This window comes from Staphylococcus chromogenes (assembly GCF_029024625.1).
Lineage (GTDB): Bacteria > Bacillota > Bacilli > Staphylococcales > Staphylococcaceae > Staphylococcus > Staphylococcus chromogenes.
The window spans coordinates 620,854-641,636 of record NZ_CP118953.1; the positions used below are offsets into that span (position 1 = coordinate 620,854).

General features: G+C 37.3%; 34 protein-coding genes. All 34 read left to right on the forward strand.

The genetic code is table 11. The features are described 5' to 3' along the window. Nucleotides 1-18 precede the first annotated feature (18 nt). The 34 genes from PYW36_RS02780 to PYW36_RS02945 all read left to right on the forward strand — a co-directional run bounded on the left by PYW36_RS02780 (nt 19) and on the right by PYW36_RS02945 (nt 20,783). Complete coding sequence (locus tag PYW36_RS02780; protein WP_103158734.1) at nt 19-2,151, forward strand: DNA topoisomerase III; 2,133 nt, start codon at nt 19-21, stop codon at nt 2,149-2,151. A gap of 111 nt (nt 2,152-2,262) precedes the next feature. Next, nucleotides 2,263-3,597 carry an NCS2 family permease gene (locus PYW36_RS02785; RefSeq protein WP_037574797.1) on the forward strand — a complete coding sequence of 445 codons (1,335 nt, stop codon included), beginning with the start codon at nt 2,263-2,265 and terminating at the stop codon, nt 3,595-3,597. A gap of 458 nt (nt 3,598-4,055) precedes the next feature. Then, the gene (rpsJ, locus tag PYW36_RS02790) at nt 4,056-4,364 is read left to right on the forward strand and encodes a 30S ribosomal protein S10 (protein ID WP_001118667.1); all 309 of its coding nucleotides are present in this window, start codon (nt 4,056-4,058) and stop codon (nt 4,362-4,364) included. 27 nt (nt 4,365-4,391) lie between these two features. Continuing rightward, complete coding sequence (gene rplC, locus PYW36_RS02795) at nt 4,392-5,051, forward strand: 50S ribosomal protein L3 (protein WP_037574795.1); 660 nt, start codon at nt 4,392-4,394, stop codon at nt 5,049-5,051. A 26-nt stretch (nt 5,052-5,077) separates the two neighbouring features. Further along, nucleotides 5,078-5,701 carry a 50S ribosomal protein L4 gene (gene rplD, locus PYW36_RS02800; protein WP_037574793.1) on the forward strand — a complete coding sequence of 208 codons (624 nt, stop codon included), beginning with the start codon at nt 5,078-5,080 and terminating at the stop codon, nt 5,699-5,701. Beyond that, nucleotides 5,701-5,976 (forward strand): 50S ribosomal protein L23, encoded by a 276-nt coding sequence (rplW, locus tag PYW36_RS02805; RefSeq protein ID WP_037567103.1) that lies wholly within the window; start codon nt 5,701-5,703, stop codon nt 5,974-5,976. Before rplD ends, rplW begins: the two co-directional genes overlap by 1 nt. 29 nt (nt 5,977-6,005) lie before the next feature. Next, nucleotides 6,006-6,839, forward strand: coding sequence for a 50S ribosomal protein L2 (gene rplB / locus PYW36_RS02810; protein ID WP_103158736.1), 834 nt, complete (start codon nt 6,006-6,008; stop codon nt 6,837-6,839). 64 nt (nt 6,840-6,903) lie between these two features. After that, a complete protein-coding gene (gene rpsS / locus PYW36_RS02815; protein ID WP_014613216.1) occupies nt 6,904-7,182 on the forward strand; it encodes a 30S ribosomal protein S19 in 279 nt (92 codons plus the stop codon). Nucleotides 7,183-7,208: 26 nt separating this feature from the next. Beyond that, entirely contained in the window at nt 7,209-7,562 is a 354-nt protein-coding gene (gene rplV / locus PYW36_RS02820) for a 50S ribosomal protein L22 (RefSeq protein WP_037574789.1), read from the forward strand. A gap of 22 nt (nt 7,563-7,584) precedes the next feature. Continuing rightward, on the forward strand, nt 7,585-8,238 hold the full coding sequence (gene rpsC, locus PYW36_RS02825; RefSeq protein ID WP_037574787.1) for a 30S ribosomal protein S3: 654 nt from the start codon (nt 7,585-7,587) through the stop codon (nt 8,236-8,238). Between the two features lie 2 nt (nt 8,239-8,240). Then, nucleotides 8,241-8,675, forward strand: coding sequence for a 50S ribosomal protein L16 (gene rplP / locus PYW36_RS02830; RefSeq protein WP_037567112.1), 435 nt, complete (start codon nt 8,241-8,243; stop codon nt 8,673-8,675). Continuing rightward, the gene (gene rpmC, locus PYW36_RS02835; protein ID WP_014613220.1) at nt 8,665-8,874 is read left to right on the forward strand and encodes a 50S ribosomal protein L29; all 210 of its coding nucleotides are present in this window, start codon (nt 8,665-8,667) and stop codon (nt 8,872-8,874) included. Before rplP ends, rpmC begins: the two co-directional genes overlap by 11 nt. Before the next feature lie 24 nt (nt 8,875-8,898). Further along, entirely contained in the window at nt 8,899-9,162 is a 264-nt protein-coding gene (rpsQ, locus tag PYW36_RS02840) for a 30S ribosomal protein S17 (protein ID WP_037567114.1), read from the forward strand. A 30-nt stretch (nt 9,163-9,192) separates the two neighbouring features. Next, entirely contained in the window at nt 9,193-9,561 is a 369-nt protein-coding gene (rplN, locus tag PYW36_RS02845) for a 50S ribosomal protein L14 (RefSeq protein WP_014613222.1), read from the forward strand. A gap of 38 nt (nt 9,562-9,599) precedes the next feature. After that, on the forward strand, nt 9,600-9,917 hold the full coding sequence (gene rplX / locus PYW36_RS02850) for a 50S ribosomal protein L24 (protein ID WP_037567116.1): 318 nt from the start codon (nt 9,600-9,602) through the stop codon (nt 9,915-9,917). Nucleotides 9,918-9,941: 24 nt separating this feature from the next. Next, complete coding sequence (rplE, locus tag PYW36_RS02855; RefSeq protein ID WP_037574785.1) at nt 9,942-10,481, forward strand: 50S ribosomal protein L5; 540 nt, start codon at nt 9,942-9,944, stop codon at nt 10,479-10,481. 21 nt (nt 10,482-10,502) lie between these two features. After that, nucleotides 10,503-10,688 (forward strand): type Z 30S ribosomal protein S14, encoded by a 186-nt coding sequence (locus PYW36_RS02860; RefSeq protein WP_037574783.1) that lies wholly within the window; start codon nt 10,503-10,505, stop codon nt 10,686-10,688. Nucleotides 10,689-10,719: 31 nt separating this feature from the next. Then, nucleotides 10,720-11,118 (forward strand): 30S ribosomal protein S8, encoded by a 399-nt coding sequence (gene rpsH / locus PYW36_RS02865; protein WP_037574781.1) that lies wholly within the window; start codon nt 10,720-10,722, stop codon nt 11,116-11,118. Between the two features lie 29 nt (nt 11,119-11,147). After that, a complete protein-coding gene (gene rplF, locus PYW36_RS02870; RefSeq protein WP_037567123.1) occupies nt 11,148-11,684 on the forward strand; it encodes a 50S ribosomal protein L6 in 537 nt (178 codons plus the stop codon). A gap of 30 nt (nt 11,685-11,714) precedes the next feature. Beyond that, on the forward strand, nt 11,715-12,074 hold the full coding sequence (gene rplR, locus PYW36_RS02875) for a 50S ribosomal protein L18 (protein WP_037574779.1): 360 nt from the start codon (nt 11,715-11,717) through the stop codon (nt 12,072-12,074). Nucleotides 12,075-12,095: 21 nt separating this feature from the next. Continuing rightward, nucleotides 12,096-12,596: a 30S ribosomal protein S5 gene (gene rpsE / locus PYW36_RS02880; RefSeq protein WP_037574777.1), complete on the forward strand. Its 501-nt coding sequence runs from the start codon at nt 12,096-12,098 to the stop codon at nt 12,594-12,596. A 17-nt stretch (nt 12,597-12,613) separates the two neighbouring features. Continuing rightward, the gene (rpmD, locus tag PYW36_RS02885; protein WP_037574776.1) at nt 12,614-12,793 is read left to right on the forward strand and encodes a 50S ribosomal protein L30; all 180 of its coding nucleotides are present in this window, start codon (nt 12,614-12,616) and stop codon (nt 12,791-12,793) included. Between the two features lie 16 nt (nt 12,794-12,809). Further along, entirely contained in the window at nt 12,810-13,250 is a 441-nt protein-coding gene (gene rplO, locus PYW36_RS02890) for a 50S ribosomal protein L15 (protein WP_037574774.1), read from the forward strand. Beyond that, a complete protein-coding gene (gene secY / locus PYW36_RS02895) occupies nt 13,250-14,542 on the forward strand; it encodes a preprotein translocase subunit SecY (RefSeq protein ID WP_037574771.1) in 1,293 nt (430 codons plus the stop codon). Before rplO ends, secY begins: the two co-directional genes overlap by 1 nt. A 17-nt stretch (nt 14,543-14,559) precedes the next feature. Continuing rightward, entirely contained in the window at nt 14,560-15,210 is a 651-nt protein-coding gene (locus PYW36_RS02900; RefSeq protein WP_037574768.1) for an adenylate kinase, read from the forward strand. Between the two features lie 167 nt (nt 15,211-15,377). After that, on the forward strand, nt 15,378-15,596 hold the full coding sequence (gene infA, locus PYW36_RS02905) for a translation initiation factor IF-1 (protein ID WP_001118443.1): 219 nt from the start codon (nt 15,378-15,380) through the stop codon (nt 15,594-15,596). A gap of 32 nt (nt 15,597-15,628) precedes the next feature. Next, nucleotides 15,629-15,742, forward strand: coding sequence for a 50S ribosomal protein L36 (rpmJ, locus tag PYW36_RS02910; protein WP_002509257.1), 114 nt, complete (start codon nt 15,629-15,631; stop codon nt 15,740-15,742). A gap of 22 nt (nt 15,743-15,764) precedes the next feature. Beyond that, nucleotides 15,765-16,130 (forward strand): 30S ribosomal protein S13, encoded by a 366-nt coding sequence (rpsM, locus tag PYW36_RS02915; RefSeq protein ID WP_037574765.1) that lies wholly within the window; start codon nt 15,765-15,767, stop codon nt 16,128-16,130. A 24-nt stretch (nt 16,131-16,154) separates the two neighbouring features. Further along, nucleotides 16,155-16,544, forward strand: coding sequence for a 30S ribosomal protein S11 (rpsK, locus tag PYW36_RS02920; protein WP_014613235.1), 390 nt, complete (start codon nt 16,155-16,157; stop codon nt 16,542-16,544). Between the two features lie 83 nt (nt 16,545-16,627). Then, nucleotides 16,628-17,572, forward strand: coding sequence for a DNA-directed RNA polymerase subunit alpha (locus PYW36_RS02925; RefSeq protein ID WP_037574762.1), 945 nt, complete (start codon nt 16,628-16,630; stop codon nt 17,570-17,572). 16 nt (nt 17,573-17,588) lie between these two features. Next, nucleotides 17,589-17,957, forward strand: a complete 369-nt coding sequence (rplQ, locus tag PYW36_RS02930) for a 50S ribosomal protein L17 (protein WP_037574759.1) — start codon at nt 17,589-17,591, stop codon at nt 17,955-17,957. Between the two features lie 366 nt (nt 17,958-18,323). Beyond that, nucleotides 18,324-19,127 carry an energy-coupling factor transporter ATPase gene (locus PYW36_RS02935; RefSeq protein ID WP_103158737.1) on the forward strand — a complete coding sequence of 268 codons (804 nt, stop codon included), beginning with the start codon at nt 18,324-18,326 and terminating at the stop codon, nt 19,125-19,127. After that, nucleotides 19,124-19,990, forward strand: coding sequence for an energy-coupling factor transporter ATPase (locus PYW36_RS02940; protein ID WP_103158738.1), 867 nt, complete (start codon nt 19,124-19,126; stop codon nt 19,988-19,990). Before PYW36_RS02935 ends, PYW36_RS02940 begins: the two co-directional genes overlap by 4 nt. Further along, complete coding sequence (locus PYW36_RS02945; RefSeq protein ID WP_037574751.1) at nt 19,980-20,783, forward strand: energy-coupling factor transporter transmembrane component T family protein; 804 nt, start codon at nt 19,980-19,982, stop codon at nt 20,781-20,783. The genes PYW36_RS02940 and PYW36_RS02945 overlap by 11 nt, the downstream gene beginning before the upstream one ends.

Consider the following 20,783-nt stretch of genomic DNA (forward strand, 5'->3'; position numbering starts at 1 on the left):
TGGAATAGGAGTAGATGAATGAAATCTTTAGTACTTGCAGAAAAGCCATCCGTAGGGAGAGACATCGCAAAAGCTTTACATGTCACACAACAAAAAAATGGCTATTTCGAAAATCAACAATATATTATTACATGGGCATTAGGACATTTAGTCACAAATGCAACACCAGAACAATATGATAAAAAATATCAGCAATGGCGCTTAGAAGATTTACCTATCATCCCAAAACATATGAAAACAATTGTTATTGGTAAAACGCGCAAACAATTTAACACAGTTCAGCATTTATTAAAAAGAGAAGATGTTAAAGACGTTATTATCGCTACAGATGCGGGACGAGAAGGAGAGTTAGTCGCACGATTAATTTTAGATAAGGTGCATGTGAAAAAGCCATTGAAGCGTTTATGGATTAGTTCGGTTACACCGAAAGCCATCCAACAAGGCTTTCGTCAACTCAAAGATGCAAAACATTATTATCCGTTATATCAAGCGGCCCTTGCGCGCAGTGAAGCGGACTGGATTGTGGGAATTAATGCGACGCGCGCACTCACCACACGTTATGATGCGCAATTATCTCTAGGAAGAGTTCAAACGCCAACGCTTAAATTGATTCAACAACGCCAAGAAGACATAAAAAAATTCAAACCTCAAACGTATTATACGCTTGAACTCAAAGCGGAAGGCATCCCGTTCAAGCTAGACCAAAATCAACGCGTGTTTGAGCGCAACAAGTTAGAAAAAATTGAGTCAGATATTCAAAAACAACTTTTAAAAATTGTAGAAGTTAAAGAAAAAGAGAAGAAAACATATCCTGGACGTTTGTTTAATTTAACAGATGTGCAACAGATGGCATATCAACGCTACAAAATTGGTGCGAAGCAAACTTTGAATGCGCTTCAAAGTTTATATGAACGTCACAAAGTACTCACATATCCTCGGACGGATTCAAACTATTTAACGACAGATATGGTCGGTACCATTAAAGAACGATTACAAGCAGTGATGGCTACAGAGTATAAACCAACAGCCCAGTCTTTAGTCAAACGCATATTTACACCTAAACTCAGTTGCGTTAATAACCAAAAAGTATCAGATCATCATGCGATTATCCCAACAGAAGTGCGTGTGGATATAGATGCATTAGGTGCCAATGAAAAGAAAATCTATTTAATGGTTGTCCAACGCTTTCTTGAAGTGTTATCAGACCCGTATCAATATATTGAGCGACGCGTTGTGGGGCAAATAGGTAAATATCAATTTGTGCATAAAAGTGAGGTTGTTACCCAATTAGGTTTTAAAGCCTTACAAAAAGAGGACCATAGGAAGGAAACATCATTTTCTATCCATCAAGGTGACGAACTAAAAAATGTTGAGGTTACAATTCAATCACATGAAACAACACCGCCTTCATATTTCAATGAAGGAACATTATTAAAAGCGATGGAGCGTCCTGATCAATTTTTCAACCTAGAAAACAAACATTCCGCAGAAACCTTAAAAGCCACGGGTGGCATAGGAACGGTTGCGACACGTGCAGACATCATTGAAAAACTATTTAATATGAATGCCATTGAAAGCCATGGAGGCCAATTAAAAGTCACTTCAAAAGGTATGCAAATATTAAATTTAGCACCTCAAGCCTTAACTTCACCGATGCTCACTGCTGAATGGGAAGATAAGTTGTTACGTATTGAGAAAGGTCAGTATCGCCGTCAAGATTTTATTGAAGAAATGAAAAAGTTTACGAATGAAGTGATTCACACAATTAAAGAGAGTGATCAAAAATATAAGCATGATAATTTAACTTCTGCTGAGTGTCCAACTTGTGGGAAATTTATGCTTAAGGTCAAAACGAAAAACGGTTCAATGCTCGTGTGTCAGGATCCATCTTGTAAAACAAAAAAAGATGTTAAGACGCAAACAAAGGCGAGATGTCCACAATGTAAAAAAAGATTGACGAAGTTTGGAACAGGGAACCAAGCAACGTATCGTTGTGTATGTGGTCACACAGAAACCCAAGAACAAATGAATCAACGTTTAAAATCTAAAGGAAAAGATAAAGTTTCGAAACATGATATGAAAAAATATATGAAAGATGAAGATATTGATAATAATCCATTCAAAGATGCATTAAAAGGATTAAAATTGTAGCTAAAATCGAACTTAATCAACATATATCTTCTTAAAGTTCGGAATTATGTTGAAAAAAGTCAGTGTACGTATTAAAATATGAAAGTATTTTGATAAAAGGAGCTAATAAAAGTGAAGCGATATTTCCGTTTTGAAGAACACCAAACGAATTTTAAGCGTGAAATTCTTGGTGGATTAACCACGTTTTTGTCTATGGCCTATATTTTAGCTGTCAACCCACAAGTGTTGAGTTTAGCAGGAGTTGACGGTGTATCACCTGATCAAAAAATGGATAAGGGCGCTATATTTGTAGCCACGGCTTTAGCTGCATTTGTAGGGTGTTTATTTATGGGGATTATTGCCCGTTATCCAATCGCACTTGCCCCTGGGATGGGATTAAATGCCTTTTTTGCCTTCACAGTTGTACTAACGATGGGCATTCCATGGCAAACGGGTTTAACTGGCGTACTGTTTTCCGGTTTTATCTTTGCGATTTTAACAGCCACGGGTCTAAGGGAAACGATTATTAATGCGATTCCTTTCGAAATGAAAATGGCCGTTTCTTCCGGAATAGGACTTTTTATTACATTTGTAGGTCTACAAAGTTCTGGAATCATAACGAACCAAGATGCTACATTAGTCACATTAGGTAAACTTACAGAACCCCATGTTTTACTGGCAGTGTTTGGGATTGTGATAACGATTATTCTTTATGCTAAAAAGGTGCCAGGTGCTATTTTTATAGGGATGGTCCTTACAGCGATTGCTGGACTTATCACACAGCAAATTGCACCTCCGACAGGTGTGATAGGTAAAGTCCCAAGTATTGCACCGACGTTTGGCGCAGCTTTTGAAGCATTTCAAGACCCAGCACAGTTATTTACGGTTCAGTTTTTAATTGTCATTTTAACGTTTTTATTTATAGATTTCTTTGATACAGCAGGAACTATCGTTGCCGTTGCTTCACAAGCAGGTTTCATGAAAAATAACCGTCTGCCAAGAGCAGGACGTGCGCTATTTTCAGATTCACTTGCAACAATGGTAGGTGCCATTTTTGGTACGACGACAACCACTTCTTATATTGAATCAACATCAGGCGTGGCTGTAGGTGCCAGAACAGGGTTTGCAAGTATTATTACCGGCTTTTGTTTCTTATTAGCTCTATTCTTTAGCCCATTAATGGCTGTTGTGACGCCAGCTGTAACGACACCCGCGCTTGTGGTGGTAGGTGTACTGATGGCTTCAAATCTTGCTTCCATAAGTTGGAAGAACTTTGAAGTCGCCGTGCCTGCATTTGTGACGATTATTATGATGCCACTTTCTTATTCAATCGCAACAGGGATCGCTTGTGGGTTTATCTTCTATCCGATCACGATGGTTTTAACGAAACGTCACAGAGAAGTTCATCCAATAATGTATGCATTATTAGTTATTTTTATATTGTATTTTGTATTTGTACATGGCTAAGTGAAGATGTATACTTACTCGAAAAATTGGGCATTAACTGCAATGTCCAATTTTTTTGTTTTAAGAGACTAATTTAGAATTTGGCAATAGCAAATAGGATTCGTACTTTCGTCATCAACTCCTATGGACGAAAACATAATGAGTTCTGAAATGTAATAAAAAACTCATATTTAATATAGAAGGTTTGTAAGTTAAAAATATTGAAGAAATTCACAAAAAAGTGTTGAAGTAGTGGCCTATTTAGAGTAAAATAATGGGGTATGTGAATTAGACATAAATATTTTACAGAAAAAAGGTTGAACGAATCTACTTTTTCGTGTAAGATGTCTAATGTTGGACTTTTAATGCGATGAAGCGAAAGGTTACTGACACACCCGGCCGCTTTGCCATGGCGTTGTGTGAGATAGTTTTCGTGGAGAAGTCTTATCACTAATGAAGACGAACAAGGAGGGTAAATTATGGCAAAACAAAAAATCAGAATCAGATTAAAAGCTTATGATCACCGTGTAATCGATCAATCAGCTGAAAAAATTGTTGAAACTGCGAAACGTTCTGGTGCAGACGTATCAGGACCAATCCCGTTGCCAACAGAAAAATCAGTGTACACAATTATCCGTGCGGTGCATAAGTACAAAGATTCACGTGAGCAATTCGAACAACGTACTCATAAACGTTTAATCGACATTGTTAATCCTACACCAAAAACAGTTGATGCTTTAATGGGATTAAACTTACCATCAGGTGTAGACATCGAAATTAAATTATAATAGAAAATTTTAGGAGGTGGACTTTCGATGACCAAAGGAATCTTAGGAAGAAAAATTGGAATGACTCAAGTATTCGGTGAAAACGGAGACTTAATTCCAGTAACAGTAGTAGAAGCAAAAGGAAATGTTGTTTTACAAAAGAAAACTGAAGAAATCGACGGTTACAATGCTGTACAAATCGGTTTCGACGACAAATTAGCGTACAAAAAAGATAGCAAAACAAACAAATATGCGAACAAACCAGCTGAAGGACATGCGAAAAAAGCTGGCGTAACACCTAAGCGCTTCATTCGTGAATTCAGAAACGTAAACGTTGATGAATACGAAGTAGGTCAAGAAGTCTCAGTAGATACATTCGAAGCAGGCGACATTATTGACGTAACAGGAACTTCAAAAGGTAAAGGTTTCCAAGGTGCAATTAAACGTCACAACCAAGCACGTGGACCTATGTCACACGGTTCTCATTTCCACAGAGCACCAGGTTCAATCGGTATGGCGTCAGATGCGTCTCGCGTATTTAAAGGACAAAAATTACCAGGCCGTATGGGCGGTAATACTGTCACTGTTCAAAACTTAGAAGTTGTTCAAGTAGATACGGAAAACAACGTAATTTTAGTTAAAGGTAACGTACCTGGCCCTAAAAAAGGTTTTGTTCAAATCCAAACAGCAATTAAAGCTAACAAATAATAAGTAGCGAAAGGAGGAAATGCATAATGGCAAATTATGATGTATTAAAAGTTGACGGATCTAAAGCTGGTTCAGTTGAACTTAGCGATGCAGTATTCGCAATCGAACCTAACAACGAAGTATTATTCGAAGCGATTAACTTACAACGCGCTTCATTACGCCAAGGAACACATGCTGTTAAAAATCGTTCAGCTGTTCGTGGCGGTGGACGTAAACCATGGAGACAAAAAGGTACAGGACGTGCACGTCAAGGTACAATCCGTGCTCCACAATGGCGTGGCGGTGGTGTAGTATTCGGCCCAACACCAAGAAGCTACAGCTACAAAATGCCTAAGAAAATGCGTCGTTTAGCATTACGTTCTGCATTATCTTACAAAGTCCAAGAAAACGGACTTAAAATCGTTGATAACTTCAACTTAGACGCTCCAAAAACTAAAGACTTTAAAACAACATTAACGAACTTAGAATTACCTAAGAAAGTATTAGTTGTAACACTTAGTGAAGACGTAAACGTTGAATTATCTGCACGTAACATCCCTGGTGTTCAAATTACAACTCCAGAAGGATTAAACGTATTAGATTTAACACACGCTGACAGTGTTTTAATCACTGAAGAAGCAGTTAAAAAAGTTGAGGAGGTGCTCGGATAATGGAAGCGAGAGATATTCTAAAGCGCCCCGTAATTACTGAAAAATCATCTGAAGCAATGGCTGAGGACAAATACACTTTTGATGTAGATGTACGTGCCAACAAAACACAGGTTAAAATTGCTGTGGAAGAAATCTTCGATGTAAAAGTAGCGAATGTTAATATCATTAACTACAAACCTAAAAAGAAACGTATGGGCCGTTACCAAGGCTATACAAACAAACGTCGTAAAGCTATCGTAACTTTAAAAGAAGGTCAAATCGACTTATTCAACTAAAAAACATACCAATAAGGAGGTAAGCGACAATGGCATTAAAATATTATAAGCCAATTACAAATGGTCGTCGTAATATGACTACTTTAGATTTCGCTGAAATTACTGAATCTAAACCAGAAAAGTCATTATTACAACCGCTACCGAAAAAAGCGGGTCGTAACAACCAAGGTAAATTGACTGTACGTCACCATGGTGGCGGTCACAAACGTCAATACCGTGTGATTGATTTCAAACGTAACAAAGATGGAATTGCTGGTAAAGTTGATTCTATCCAATATGATCCAAACAGATCAGCAAACATTGCATTAATCGTATACGCAGATGGTGAGAAACGTTACATCATCGCACCAAAAGGATTACAAGTAGGTCAAATAATTGAAAGTGGTTCAGAAGCTGACATTAAAGTTGGTAACGCACTTCAATTAAAAGACATTCCTGTAGGTACTGTTATCCACAATATCGAATTAAAACCAGGACGCGGCGGTCAAATCGCACGTTCAGCTGGTGCAAGTGCACAAGTATTAGGTAAAGAAGGTAAATACGTTCTTGTAAGACTTCGTTCTGGTGAAGTACGTATGATTCTTTCAACTTGTCGTGCAACAATCGGTCAAGTTGGTAACCTTCAACACGAACTTGTAAACGTTGGTAAAGCTGGTAAATCAAGATGGTTAGGTAAAAGACCTACTGTTCGTGGTTCTGTAATGAACCCTAACGATCACCCACACGGTGGTGGTGAAGGCCGTGCGCCAATCGGACGTCCATCTCCTATGTCACCATGGGGTAAACCAACGCTTGGTAAGAAAACACGTCGTGGTAAGAAACATTCAGACAAACTTATCGTTCGTAGACGTAAGAAAAAATAAAAATAGCTTATTTGGGTGTGCGGCTTCCTAGCTGCACGCACACAATAAGAAAGGAGGCGCCACTATGGCTCGTAGTATTAAAAAGGGACCTTTCGTCGATGATCATTTAATGAAAAAAGTTGAAGCTCAAGGCGACAGCGAAAAGAAACAAGTAATTAAAACATGGTCACGTCGTTCAACAATTTTCCCAAACTTCATTGGACACACATTTGCAGTATATGATGGTCGCAAACACGTACCTGTATATGTAACTGAAGATATGGTTGGTCACAAATTAGGTGAATTTGCTCCAACTCGTACATTTAAAGGACACGCTGCAGACGACAAGAAAACAAGAAGATAATAACGTAAGTAGAGGAGGAAATACGAATGGAAGCAAAAGCGGTTGCTAGAACGATCAGAATCGCACCTCGTAAAGTTAGATTAGTATTAGATCTAATCAGAGGAAAAGACGTAAGAGAAGCAGTAGCGATTTTAAAATTAACAAACAAAGCTTCTTCTCCAGTAGTAGAAAAATTATTAATGTCCGCTTTAGCAAATGCTGAGCACAACTATGGAATGAACACTGATGAATTAGTTGTTAAAGAAGCATACGCTAACGAAGGACCAACATTAAAACGTTTCCGTCCACGTGCACAAGGCCGTGCGAGCGCAATTAACAAAAGAACAAGCCACATTACAATCGTTGTAAGTGATGGTAAAGAAGAAGCTAAAGAAGCTTAATAAATACTAAGGAGGGAATACCGTGGGTCAAAAAATTAATCCAATCGGACTTCGTGTTGGTATCATCCGCGACTGGGAAGCGAAATGGTTCGCTGAAAAAGACTTCGCATCATTATTACACGAAGACTTAAAAATTCGTAAATTTATCGACAACGCATTAAAAGATGCGTCAGTATCTCACGTTGAGATTGAACGTGCTGCTAACCGTATTAACATCGCAATTCATACTGGTAAACCGGGTATGGTTATTGGTAAAGGCGGTTCAGAAATCGAAAAACTTCGTAACAAATTAAACCAATTAACTGACAAAAAAGTACACATCAACGTTGTTGAAATCAAGAAAGTTGATTTAGATGCTCGTTTAGTAGCTGAAAACATTGCACGTCAATTAGAAAACCGTGCATCATTCCGTCGTGTACAAAAACAAGCAATCGGAAGAGCAATGAAACTTGGCGCAAAAGGTATCAAAACTCAAGTTTCAGGTCGTTTAGGTGGCGCTGACATCGCGCGTGCTGAACAATATTCAGAAGGAACTGTACCACTTCATACATTACGTGCTGACATTGACTATGCACATGCTGAAGCTGACACAACTTATGGTAAGTTAGGTGTTAAAGTATGGATTTATCGTGGTGAAGTTCTTCCTACTAAGAAAAATAGTGAAGGAGGAAAATAATTATGTTACTACCAAAGCGTGTAAAATATCGTCGTCAACATCGTCCTGACACTAAAGGTCGTTCTAAAGGCGGTAACTACGTAACATTTGGCGAATTTGGTTTACAAGCAACTACAACATCTTGGATCACTTCTCGTCAAATCGAATCAGCTCGTATCGCTATGACACGTTACATGAAACGTGGCGGGAAAGTTTGGATTAAAATCTTCCCTCATACACCATATACTAAAAAACCTTTAGAAGTACGTATGGGTGCTGGTAAAGGTGCGGTAGAAGGCTGGATCGCAGTTGTAAAACCAGGTCGTATTTTATTTGAAGTTGCAGGCGTATCTGAAGAAGTTGCGCGTGAGGCATTACGTTTAGCGAGCCACAAACTTCCAGTTAAAACGAAGTTTGTAAAACGTGAAGAATTGGGTGGTGAAACAAATGAAAGCTAAGGAAATTAGAGACTTAACCACTTCAGAAATCGAAGAGCAAATCAAATCATCGAAAGAAGAGCTTTTTAACCTACGCTTTCAATTAGCTACAGGTCAATTAGAAGAGACGGCACGTATTAAAACAGTCAGAAAAACAATTGCACGTCTTAAAACTGTTGCGCGTGAAAGAGAATTAGAACAAGGAAAAGCAAACCAATAATAGTTGAAAGAGGAGGTTACTAAAGTGAGCGAAAGAAATGATCGTAAAGTTTACGTTGGTAAAGTCGTTTCAGACAAAATGGACAAAACAGTGACTGTTTTAGTTGAAACATACAAAACACACAAACTATATGGTAAACGTGTAAAATATTCTAAGAAATATAAAACACATGACGAAAACAATTCAGCTAAACTAGGAGATATCGTTAAAATTCAAGAAACTCGTCCTTTATCAGCGACAAAACGTTTCCGTTTAGTAGAAATTGTCGAAGAATCAGTAATTATTTAATGACTATTTAAAGATAAGGGAGGTTTAATCATGATCCAACAAGAAACACGTTTAAAAGTAGCAGACAACTCTGGTGCTCGTGAAGTACTTACAATCAAAGTATTAGGTGGATCTGGCCGTAAAACAGCAAACATCGGTGACGTCATCGTAGCAACTGTTAAAAATGCTACACCAGGAGGCGTTGTTAAGAAAGGCGATGTTGTTAAAGCTGTAGTGGTACGTACAAAATCAGGTGTACGTCGTAAAGACGGTTCTTACATCAAATTTGATGAAAATGCATGTGTTATCATTCGTGACGACAAAGGACCACGTGGTACTCGTATCTTCGGTCCAGTAGCGCGTGAATTACGTGAAGGAAACTTTATGAAAATCGTTTCTCTTGCACCAGAAGTACTATAATTTATAAAATCTAAATCACAATTCAAGGAGGTGCCCACATGCATATCAAAAAAGGTGACAACGTAATCGTTATCGCAGGTAAAGACAAAGGTAAAACAGGTAAAGTCGTAGCAACTGAACCTAAAAAAGACCGTGTCGTTGTGGAAGGTGTAAACGTAGTTAAAAAACACCAAAAACCAACTCAAATCAATCCTGAAGGTGGAATCTTAGAAACTGAAGCAGCTATTCATGTTTCTAACGTACAATTATTAGACCCTAAAACAAACAAACCTACACGTGTAGGCTACAAATTTGTTGATGGTAAAAAAGTAAGAATCGCTAAAAAATCAGGCGAAGAAATCAAGTCTAATAAATAATAAAAGTTGAAAGGAGGATCCACTTTGAACCGTTTAAAAGAAAAATTCAACACTGAAGTTAGTGAGAACTTAGTAAAAAAATTCAACTATAGCTCAGTAATGGAAGTACCAAAAATTGATAAAATCGTAGTAAACATGGGTGTTGGTGATGCAGTTCAAAACTCTAAAGTATTAGATACAGCAGTTGAGGAGTTAACAGCAATCACTGGTCAAAAACCTTTAATCACTAAAGCTAAAAAATCAGTTGCGACTTTCCGTTTACGTGAAGGTATGCCAATTGGTGCTAAAGTAACATTACGTGGTGAAAGAATGTATGAATTCTTAGATAAATTAATCTCTGTATCATTACCACGTGTACGTGATTTCCGCGGTGTTTCTAAAAACGCATTCGATGGTCGCGGTAACTACACTTTAGGTGTTAAAGAACAATTAATTTTCCCTGAAATCGATTATGATAAAGTATCAAAAGTTCGTGGAATGGATATCGTTATCGTTACTACTGCTAACACTGACGAGGAAGCTCGTGAATTGTTAACACAATTCGGTATGCCATTTCAAAAATAATCTCTAAAGGAGGCTAAATAAGTGGCTAAAAAATCAATGGTTGTTAAACAACAAAAGGAACAAAAGTTCCAAGTACGTGAATATACACGTTGCGAACGTTGTGGTCGTCCACATTCTGTTTATCGTAAATTTAAACTTTGCCGTATTTGTTTCCGTGAATTAGCTTATAAAGGTCAAATTCCTGGCGTACGTAAAGCTAGCTGGTAAAAATTTAACTCTTGAAAGGAGGCAACAAACTATGACATTGTCAGATCCAATTGCAGATATGTTAACTCGTGTAAGAAACGCAAACATGGTGCGTCACGAAAAATTAGAATTACCTGCATCAAACATTAAAAAAGAAATCGCTGAAATCCTTAAAAAAGAAGGTTTCATCAAAAACGTTGAGTACATCGAAGATGATAAACAAGGTGTTATTCGTTTATTCTTAAAATATGGTTCAAATAACGAGCGTGTTATTACAGGCTTAAAACGTATTTCTAAACCAGGTTTACGTGTTTACGCTAAAGCGAACGAAGTACCTAAAGTATTAAATGGTTTAGGTATCGCATTAGTTTCTACTTCAGAAGGTGTTATCACTGACAAAGAAGCTAGAAAACGTAATGTTGGTGGCGAAGTATTAGCTTACATTTGGTAATCATTAATTAAATAAGGAGGTGCCACAGGATGAGCCGTGTTGGTAAAAAAATTATCGAGATTCCTAGTGACGTAACTGTAACTATCGAAGGTAACAAAGTCACTGTTAAAGGACCTAAAGGTGAATTATCACAAACACTTAACGAAGAAATGACTTACAAACAAGAAGAAAACACACTTGAAGTTGTTAGACCATCTGATTCTAAAGAACATAGAACAATTCATGGTACAACTCGTGCGTTAATTAATAATATGGTACAAGGTGTATCACAAGGATACGTTAAAGGACTTGAACTTATCGGTGTTGGTTACCGTGCTCAAGTACAAGGTTCTAAACTTGTATTAAACGTAGGTTATTCTCACCCAGTTGAAATCGAAGCTGCTGAAGGTATTACTTTCTCAGTAGAGAAAAATACAACTGTAAAAGTTGAAGGTATCGACAAAGAATTAGTAGGTGCAACAGCATCTAAAATTCGCGATGTACGTCCACCAGAACCTTATAAAGGTAAAGGTATTCGTTACCAAGGTGAATATGTACGCCGTAAAGAAGGTAAAACTGGTAAATAATAAATAAACTCTACAGAAAGGAGTATTGACATGATCAGCAAAATTGATAAAAACAAAGTACGTTTAAAAAGACATGCACGTGTTCGTACGAAATTGTCAGGTACTAGCGAAAAGCCACGTCTTAACGTATATCGTTCAAACAAACACATTTATGCACAAATCATTGATGACGTTAAAGGTGTAACGTTAGCTCAAGCTTCTACAAAAGATAGCGATATTGACACATCAGCAACAAAAGTTGAAATGGCAACTAAAGTTGGTGAATCAATCGCTAAAAAAGCAAGCGAAAAAGGCATCGAAGCAGTTGTATTCGATCGTGGAGGATACTTATTCCACGGACGTGTTAAAGCGTTAGCAGATGCAGCTCGCGAAAATGGACTTCAATTTTAATTTAAAGGAGGGACAATATAAATGGCTCGTAGAGAAGAAGAAGTTAAAGAATTTGAAGAACGCGTTGTTACGATTAACCGTGTTGCAAAAGTTGTTAAAGGTGGACGTCGTTTCCGTTTCACAGCACTTGTAGTTGTAGGTGACAAAAATGGTCGCGTTGGTTTCGGTACTGGTAAAGCACAAGAGGTACCAGAAGCAATTAAAAAAGCTGTTGAAGCTGCGAAGAAAGATCTTATCACAGTTCCACGTGTTGATGGTACTACACCACACACAATCACTGGACGTTATGGTTCAGGAAGTGTATTCATGAAACCAGCTGCTCCTGGTACAGGGGTTATCGCAGGTGGACCAGTTCGTGCCGTATTAGAACTTGCAGGTATTACTGATATCTTAAGTAAGTCATTAGGTTCAAACACACCTATTAACATGGTACGCGCAACAGTTAACGGTTTACAAAACTTAAAAAATGCTGAAGATGTTGCCCGTTTACGTGGTAAATCAGTAGAAGAATTATATAATTAAGGAGGGAAACATTTAAAATGGCTAAAATTCAAATTACCCTCACTCGAAGCGTTATCGGACGTCCAGAAACACAACGTAAAACAGTTGAAGCTTTAGGTTTGAAAAAAATGCATTCTTCTGTAATTGTTGAAGATAACGATGCGATTCGTGGACAAATTAACAAAGTAAGTCACTTAGTAACAGTAGAAGAAAAATAATTAAGGAGGTGCCCAAATGAAATTACATGAGTTAAAACCATCAGCAGGTTCACGTAAAGTACGTAACCGTGTAGGTCGTGGTGCGGCTACTGGTAACGGTAAAACAAGTGGTCGTGGTCAAAAAGGTCAAAAAGCACGTTCAGGTGGTGGCGTAAGACCAGGATTCGAAGGTGGTCAATTACCATTATTCCGTCGTATCCCTAAACGTGGTTTCACTAACATCAACCGTAAAGAATATGCTATTGTTAATTTAGACCAACTTAACAAATTCGAAGATGGTACTGAGGTTACACCTGAATTATTAATTGAATCAGGCGTAGTTAAAAGTGAAAAATCTGGCATTAAAGTATTAGGTAATGGTTCTTTAGAAAAGAAATTGACTGTTAAAGCACACAAATTCTCAGCTTCTGCTAAAGATGCTATTGAAGCGAAAGGCGGAGCTCACGAGGTGATCTAATGTTTCACACGCTTGTGAATTTCTTTAAAACTAAAGAAGTTCGTAACAAGATTTTCTTTACTCTTGCAATGTTAGTGATTTTCAAAATTGGTACGTATATTCCAGCACCTGGAGTTAATCCAGCAGCATTTGATAATCAACAAGGTTCTCAAGGCGTCACTGATCTGTTAAATACATTTGGTGGCGGGGCCTTGAAGAACTTTTCCATTTTTGCAATGGGGATTATGCCTTACATCACAGCTTCCATTGTGATGCAATTGTTACAAATGGATATTGTTCCAAAGTTTACAGAATGGGCGAAGCAAGGTGAAGTAGGACGCAAGAAGTTAAATAACATTACGCGTTATTTCACGATTGTACTTGCGTTTATCCAATCTATTGGTATGTCTTATCAATTTAACTCATACCTCGGTGGTGCACTGATTCAAACACAAAATGTTTGGTCGTATCTTTTAATAGCAATTGTATTGACAACAGGTACTGCATTCTTAATGTGGTTAGGTGAACAAATTACGCAATACGGTGTCGGTAATGGGATTTCCATTATCATCTTTGCAGGTATTTTATCAACACTGCCATCCGCTTTAATGCAATTCTATCAACAAGAATTCATTGGACAAGATGATGTCACACTTGCTTGGCTGAAAGTCATTGGTCTTATTGTAGGTATGATTTTACTTACAGTGGGCGCGGTTTTCGTATTACAAGCCATTCGTAAAATTCCTATTCAATATGCAAAAAAACAATCGAATATGCGTCTTGGTTCACAAGCAACATATTTACCATTAAAAGTTAACTCTGCAGGGGTAATTCCTGTCATTTTCGCAATGGCATTTTTCTTATTACCACGAACATTAACTTTGTTCTTCCCTAAAGCAGATTGGGCGCAGAAAATTGGTAACTATGCTGATCCATCAAACAATATGGGAATGATCGTTTATGTAGTACTTATTATTGCATTTACGTATTTCTATGCGTTTGTTCAAGTTAACCCTGAAAAAATGTCAGATAATCTGAAAAAACAAGGGAGCTATGTTCCTGGGATTCGTCCTGGAGAACAGACGAAAAAGTATATAACCAAAGTCTTATATCGCTTAACATTCGTAGGTTCAATTTTCTTAGCAGTGATTGCGATTCTTCCTATTATTGCAACGAAATTCATGAATTTACCACAAGCTATTCAACTTGGTGGTACAAGCTTACTCATCGTTATCGGTGTTGCTATTGAAACGATGAAAAGTTTAGAAGCTCAAGTGAATGAAAAAGAATATAAAGGCTTTGGTCGACGATAATTCATAGGAGGGCATTTATGAATATTATCTTAATGGGATTACCTGGTGCTGGTAAAGGAACTCAAGCGAGTGAAATTATTAAAAAGTACCCTATTCCTCATATTTCTACAGGGGACATGTTCAGAAAAGCGATTAAAGATGAAACCGAACTAGGTAAAGAAGCTAAATCGTACATGGATCGTGGGGAACTTGTACCAGATGAAGTTACAGTAGGCATTGTGAAAGAACGTATCTCTGAAGACGATGCGAAAAAAGGTTTCTTATTAGACGGATTTCCTCGTACAATCGAACAAGCTGAAGCTTTAAATTCGATTTTAAAAGACCTTGGAAGAGAAATCGATGCAGTTGTAAACATTGATGTGCCAGAAGAGGAATTGATGAATCGTCTTACAGGTCGTCGCATTTGTGAAATTTGTGGCACAACGTATCATCTTGTTTTCAATCCTCCAAAGGTTGAAGGTGTTTGTGATCTTGAAGGTGGTAAACTTTACCAACGTGAAGATGACAACCCTGAAACAGTTGCTAACCGTTTAGATGTTAACATCAAACAATCTAAACCTATTTTAGATTTTTATAGCCAAAAGGGCGTACTTAAAAATATTGACGGTTCTAAAAATATTAATGAAGTTACAGAAGACGTCATCCGTATTTTAGAATCTTTAAAATAGTAACGACTTGGTTTAAAGTGTTTGACTTTACACGTCGTTAACTTTGAAACTGTAATCAAAATTCCGTGACAAGTCTTATAAACGATACGCTTTGACAATGTAAACCAAGCCAACTATTATTCGTTGATATATTAAGATCCTTACAACTGAAAAGGAGGCGTTAATTCATGGCAAAACAAGATGTTATCGAACTCGAAGGTACAGTATTAGATACTTTACCAAATGCAATGTTTAAAGTAGAATTAGAAAATGGTCACGAGATTTTAGCTCACGTTAGTGGCAAGATTCGTATGAACTATATTCGTATTCTACCTGGCGATAAAGTAACAGTAGAAATGTCTCCGTATGATTTAACACGCGGAAGAATCACATATCGTTATAAGTAATTGTCACTCCATCATTGAAGGAGGTATAAAAAATGAAAGTAAGACCATCAGTTAAACCGATTTGCGAAAAATGTAAAGTCATTAAACGTAAAGGTAAAGTAATGGTAATTTGTGAAAACCCTAAACACAAACAAAAACAAGGTTAATTAAAAGAGAGGTGTAAATAATATGGCACGTATTGCAGGAATTGATATCCCACGTGATAAACGCGTAGTAATTTCATTAACATATATCTACGGTATCGGTAAAACATCAGCGAAACAAATCTTATCTGAAGCAAACGTTTCAGAAGACACTCGTGTTAAAGATTTAACTGACGACGAATTAGGCCGCATCCGTGAAGTTGTAGATGGCTACAAAGTTGAAGGTGACTTACGTCGTGAAACAAACTTAAACATTAAGCGTTTAATGGAAATTTCATCTTACCGTGGTATCCGTCACCGTCGTGGTTTACCAGTAAATGGTCAAAAAACTAAAAACAATGCGCGTACGCGTAAAGGCCCAGTTAAAACTGTAGCTAACAAGAAAAAATAATAGGTAAAGGAGGCAAATTAATCTATGGCACGTAAACAAGTATCACGTAAACGTAGAGTGAAAAAGAATATTGAAAACGGTGTTGCTCACATCCGTTCTACATTCAATAATACAATCGTAACTATTACAGATGAATTCGGAAATGCTTTATCATGGTCATCTGCAGGTGCATTAGGATTCAAAGGTTCTAAGAAATCTACACCATTCGCAGCTCAAATGGCTTCAGAAACAGCTTCAAAAGCTGCAATGGAACATGGTTTGAAATCAGTTGAAGTAACAGTAAAAGGCCCTGGTCCAGGTCGTGAATCAGCGATCCGTGCATTACAATCAGCAGGCTTAGAAGTAACAGCGATTAAAGACGTTACTCCAGTTCCACATAATGGTTGCCGTCCACCAAAACGTCGTCGCGTATAATTAAATTTTTGTTTTGTCACTACTCACTTAACACTAAAAATTTATAGTTTATGCAAGTCGACGTACTTAAGGAGGATATGTAAATGATAGAAATCGAGAAACCTAGAATTGAAACAATTGAAGTTAGTGATGATGCTAAATTCGGTAAGTTTGTTGTTGAACCACTTGAACGTGGTTACGGTACTACACTAGGAAACTCCTTACGTCGTATCCTACTATCATCATTACCAGGTGCGGCTGTGAAATACATCGAAATCGAAGGTGTTTTACACGAATTCTCAGCGATTGATAACGTTGTAGAAGATGTTTCTACGATTATCATGAATATTAAAAAGTTAGCACTTAATATTTACTCTGAAGAAGAAAAAACATTAGAAATCGATGTAAAAGAAGAAGGCGAAGTCACTGCCAAAGATATTACACACGACAGTGATGTTGAAATCTTAAATCCTGACCTTAAAATTGCCACTGTATCAAAAGGTGGACATTTCAAAATGCGTTTAGTCGCTAATAAGGGCCGTGGATATGCATTAGCTGATCAAAACAACTCAAGTGATTTACCAATTGGTGTTATTCCAGTGGATTCACTTTACTCACCAGTGGAACGTGTGAATTACACAGTTGAGAATACACGTGTCGGTCAAAGCTCTGACTTCGATAAGTTAACTTTAGATGTGTGGACTGATGGTTCAATCACACCACAAGAAGCTGTCTCATTAGCTGCAAAAATCATGACTGAGCATTTAAACATTTTTGTTGGTTTAACTGACGAAGCGCAAAATGCTGAAATTATGATTGAAAAAGAAGAAGATCAAAAAGAAAAAGTACTTGAAATGTCTATCGAAGAATTAGACTTATCTGTACGTTCTTACAACTGTCTTAAACGTGCTGGTATTAACTCAGTGCAAGAACTCGCTGACAAATCAGAGGCTGATATGATGAAAGTGCGTAACTTAGGTCGCAAGTCTCTTGAAGAAGTTAAATACAAATTAGAAGACTTAGGTTTAGGTCTAAGAAAAGAAGATTGATAAAGGAGGTTAACTCATGGGTTACAGAAAATTAGGTCGTACTTCAGATCAACGTAAAGCAATGTTACGTGACTTAGCAACTTCACTTATTGTTAACGAGCGTATTGAAACAACAGAAGCACGTGCGAAAGAACTTCGTAGTGTCGTTGAAAAATTGATCACTTTAGGTAAAAAAGGTGACTTAGCTTCTCGTCGTAACGCTGCTAAAACATTACGTAATGTAGAAATCTTAAACGAAGATGAAACAACACAAACAGCATTACAAAAATTATTTGGTGAAATCGCGGACCGTTACCAAGAGCGCCAAGGTGGATACACTCGTATCGTTAAAGTTGCGCCACGTAAAGGTGACGGTGCATTAACAGTTATTATCGAATTAGTATAATAAATACACACTACTACATTTAAAGCATATGAGTGCAACGATAATGTTTGCCACATACAAATATTGTCTAGCTCAAAGTGCCCCATCTAACTTAATATTGACGACAAAGCGTGAACTCAATATAGATGGGGTGCGCGCTTTTTTCTTGTCAATCGTTTGTGATGTTCATTTTTGAATCATTGCGATTGAGATAATAGCATCATCTGGGCTTTTCCATATATTGGAGATGCCCTTTTTTGTTTATTTACAAAAGTTAAAATCGCGTGAGTCTAACCATTTTAAATGTCATCATATCGGCTCGGTTGGTATACAATCTATCTTATATTCGGTAAAATAGGAGAGAAGTTAAAAAAGAGAGGATAAACCATGCAACCTATCATTGAATTCAAAAATGTTTCATTTCAATATGATGCATCAGAAACAACGATTTTAAAAGACATTAATTTTTCTTTTAATCCAGGCGCGTGGGTTTCAATCGTTGGTCATAATGGCTCAGGTAAATCAACATTAACTAAACTCATCGCAGGTATTGAATCTGAGTTTGAAGGCGATATCCTTATAAATGGTCACTCTGTAAAGTCAGAGACGCATTCAGCTTTTCGAGAACGCATTGGGGTCGTATTTCAAAATCCGGAAAACCAATTTGTGGGGTCCACGGTCAGTTATGACGTTGCTTTTGGACTTGAAAATAAAAAAGTTTCATATGAAGAAATGCATCAAATTGTCCCTCAAGTTTTAAAAGATGTAGATATGTTTGATAAGCGTCTGCATGAACCGACTTCTTTATCAGGAGGTCAAAAACAACGTGTTGCGATTGCAGGGGTGCTTGCTTTAAAGCCCAAACTGATTATTTTAGATGAAGCTACCTCAATGTTAGATCCTGAGGGGAAAGCTGAAATTTTAAAAATGATTCAAACACTTAATCATCAGTGGGGAGTTACTGTGCTTTCAGTGACACATGATTTAAGTGAAGTTGTGGACTCAGATTGTATCATCGTCATGAATGAAGGCCGGATTGCCATGCAAGGAGATGCAGAAACGATTTTCAAGGAATCAGATATGCTTCAACAACTTGGCTTAGTTTTGCCCTTCTCCATGCGTATGGCTGAAAAGTTACAATTAGAAACACATTTATTATCTTACGATGCACTAGTGGAGCGATTACTATGATTCAATTTAATGACGTGTCATACACGTATCAAAAGCATACGCCTTATGCTTATCAAGCTTTAAATCTTGTGACGACGACGTTTGAAGAAGGCCGCTATTATGCCATTATAGGTAAAACAGGTTCAGGTAAATCAACTCTTATTCAACATTTAAATGGATTATTAAAGCCTTCAAGAGGGACGTTACAAGTCTTTGATATGCATATTAATCGTAAAACGAAAGATCGTGAATTAAAAGCAATACGACGACGTATAGGAATGGTTTTCCAATTCCCTGAAGCACAACTTTTTGAAGAAACCGTAGAAAAGGAAATTTTATTTGGCCCTAAAAATTTCAAAATGGATACAGCGAAAGCCTTGGAAAAAGCAAAAAAGTATTTAGAGATGATGGGCATCGAACCAGAGAAATTATTACAAAAATCTCCGTTTTTATTATCTGGAGGACAAATGCGAAAGGTGGCAATCACTTCAATTTTAGCCTGTGATCCAGACGTTTTAATTTTAGATGAACCTACAGCAGGACTTGATCCTATTAGTAAACAACAAGTGATGACCCTTATTCAGCATTTAAATCAACAAGAAGGCAAAACGGTTATTTTAGTTTCACATGAAATGAATGATGTTGCACGCTATGCAGACGAAGTGAAAGTGATGAAAAAAGGACACATTGTTGGAACGTACACACCTGAAGTATTTTTCCAACAAGAGGAACTCGTAAAATCACTCCATCTAGATTTACCTGATACGTTACGTTTACAACGTGATTTAGAGCAACGTTCGAACATGCTATTCGATGGTGTGGCTTTAACGGAAGAATCCTTTATAGAATTGTATGAAAAGTGGGGTGGCCGACGTGAAAGATAAACTGATTATTGGACGTTACCTACCACTAAATTCTATTGTGCATCGCATTGATCCTAGAGCAAAGTTTTTGTTTGTTTTTCTATTTATTATCATCATTTTTTTCAGCCATCATTGGTTTGCATATTTATGGCTCGCATGCATTCTATTAGTCATTATTAAATTAGCACGCTTGCCTCTTTTCTTTTTATTGAAAGGGTTAACCCCCGTTTTTATTTTTGTAGGATTGACGTTTGTCATGCATCTATTTGTCACCAAAGGGGGCACACGTCTTTTCGAATGGGGAATCCTCTCTATTGATAGTCAAGGGGTTAATGAAGGGGCACTCATTGTATGCCGACTGATATTCATTATGTTGATTTCAACAATTTTGACGCTCACGACCAGTCCATTAGAGCTCACGGATGCTTTTGAACGCTTATTTAAACCATTAAAGTATATAAAAATACCTGTTGCCGCATTAAGCATGATGATGTCCATTGCATTACGGTTTATTCCAACGTTAATGGAAGAATTAGATAAAATTATGATGTCTCAAAAGTCGAGAGGTTCAGATTTTAATTCTGGGGGGCTTTTCCATCGCATACAAGCATTTGTCCCTTTACTCATTCCACTATTTATTTCGGCATTTAAACGTGCAGAAGATTTAGCCATCGCCATGGAAGTCAGAGGATATGATGCCCAACTCGAACGGACGAGTTATCGTCATTTAGAATGGCACTTTAAAGATACAGTAACGATTGCATTGCTCATTCCTATTGGTGCGGTTGTTTATTTAATTCGATTATATTTATAG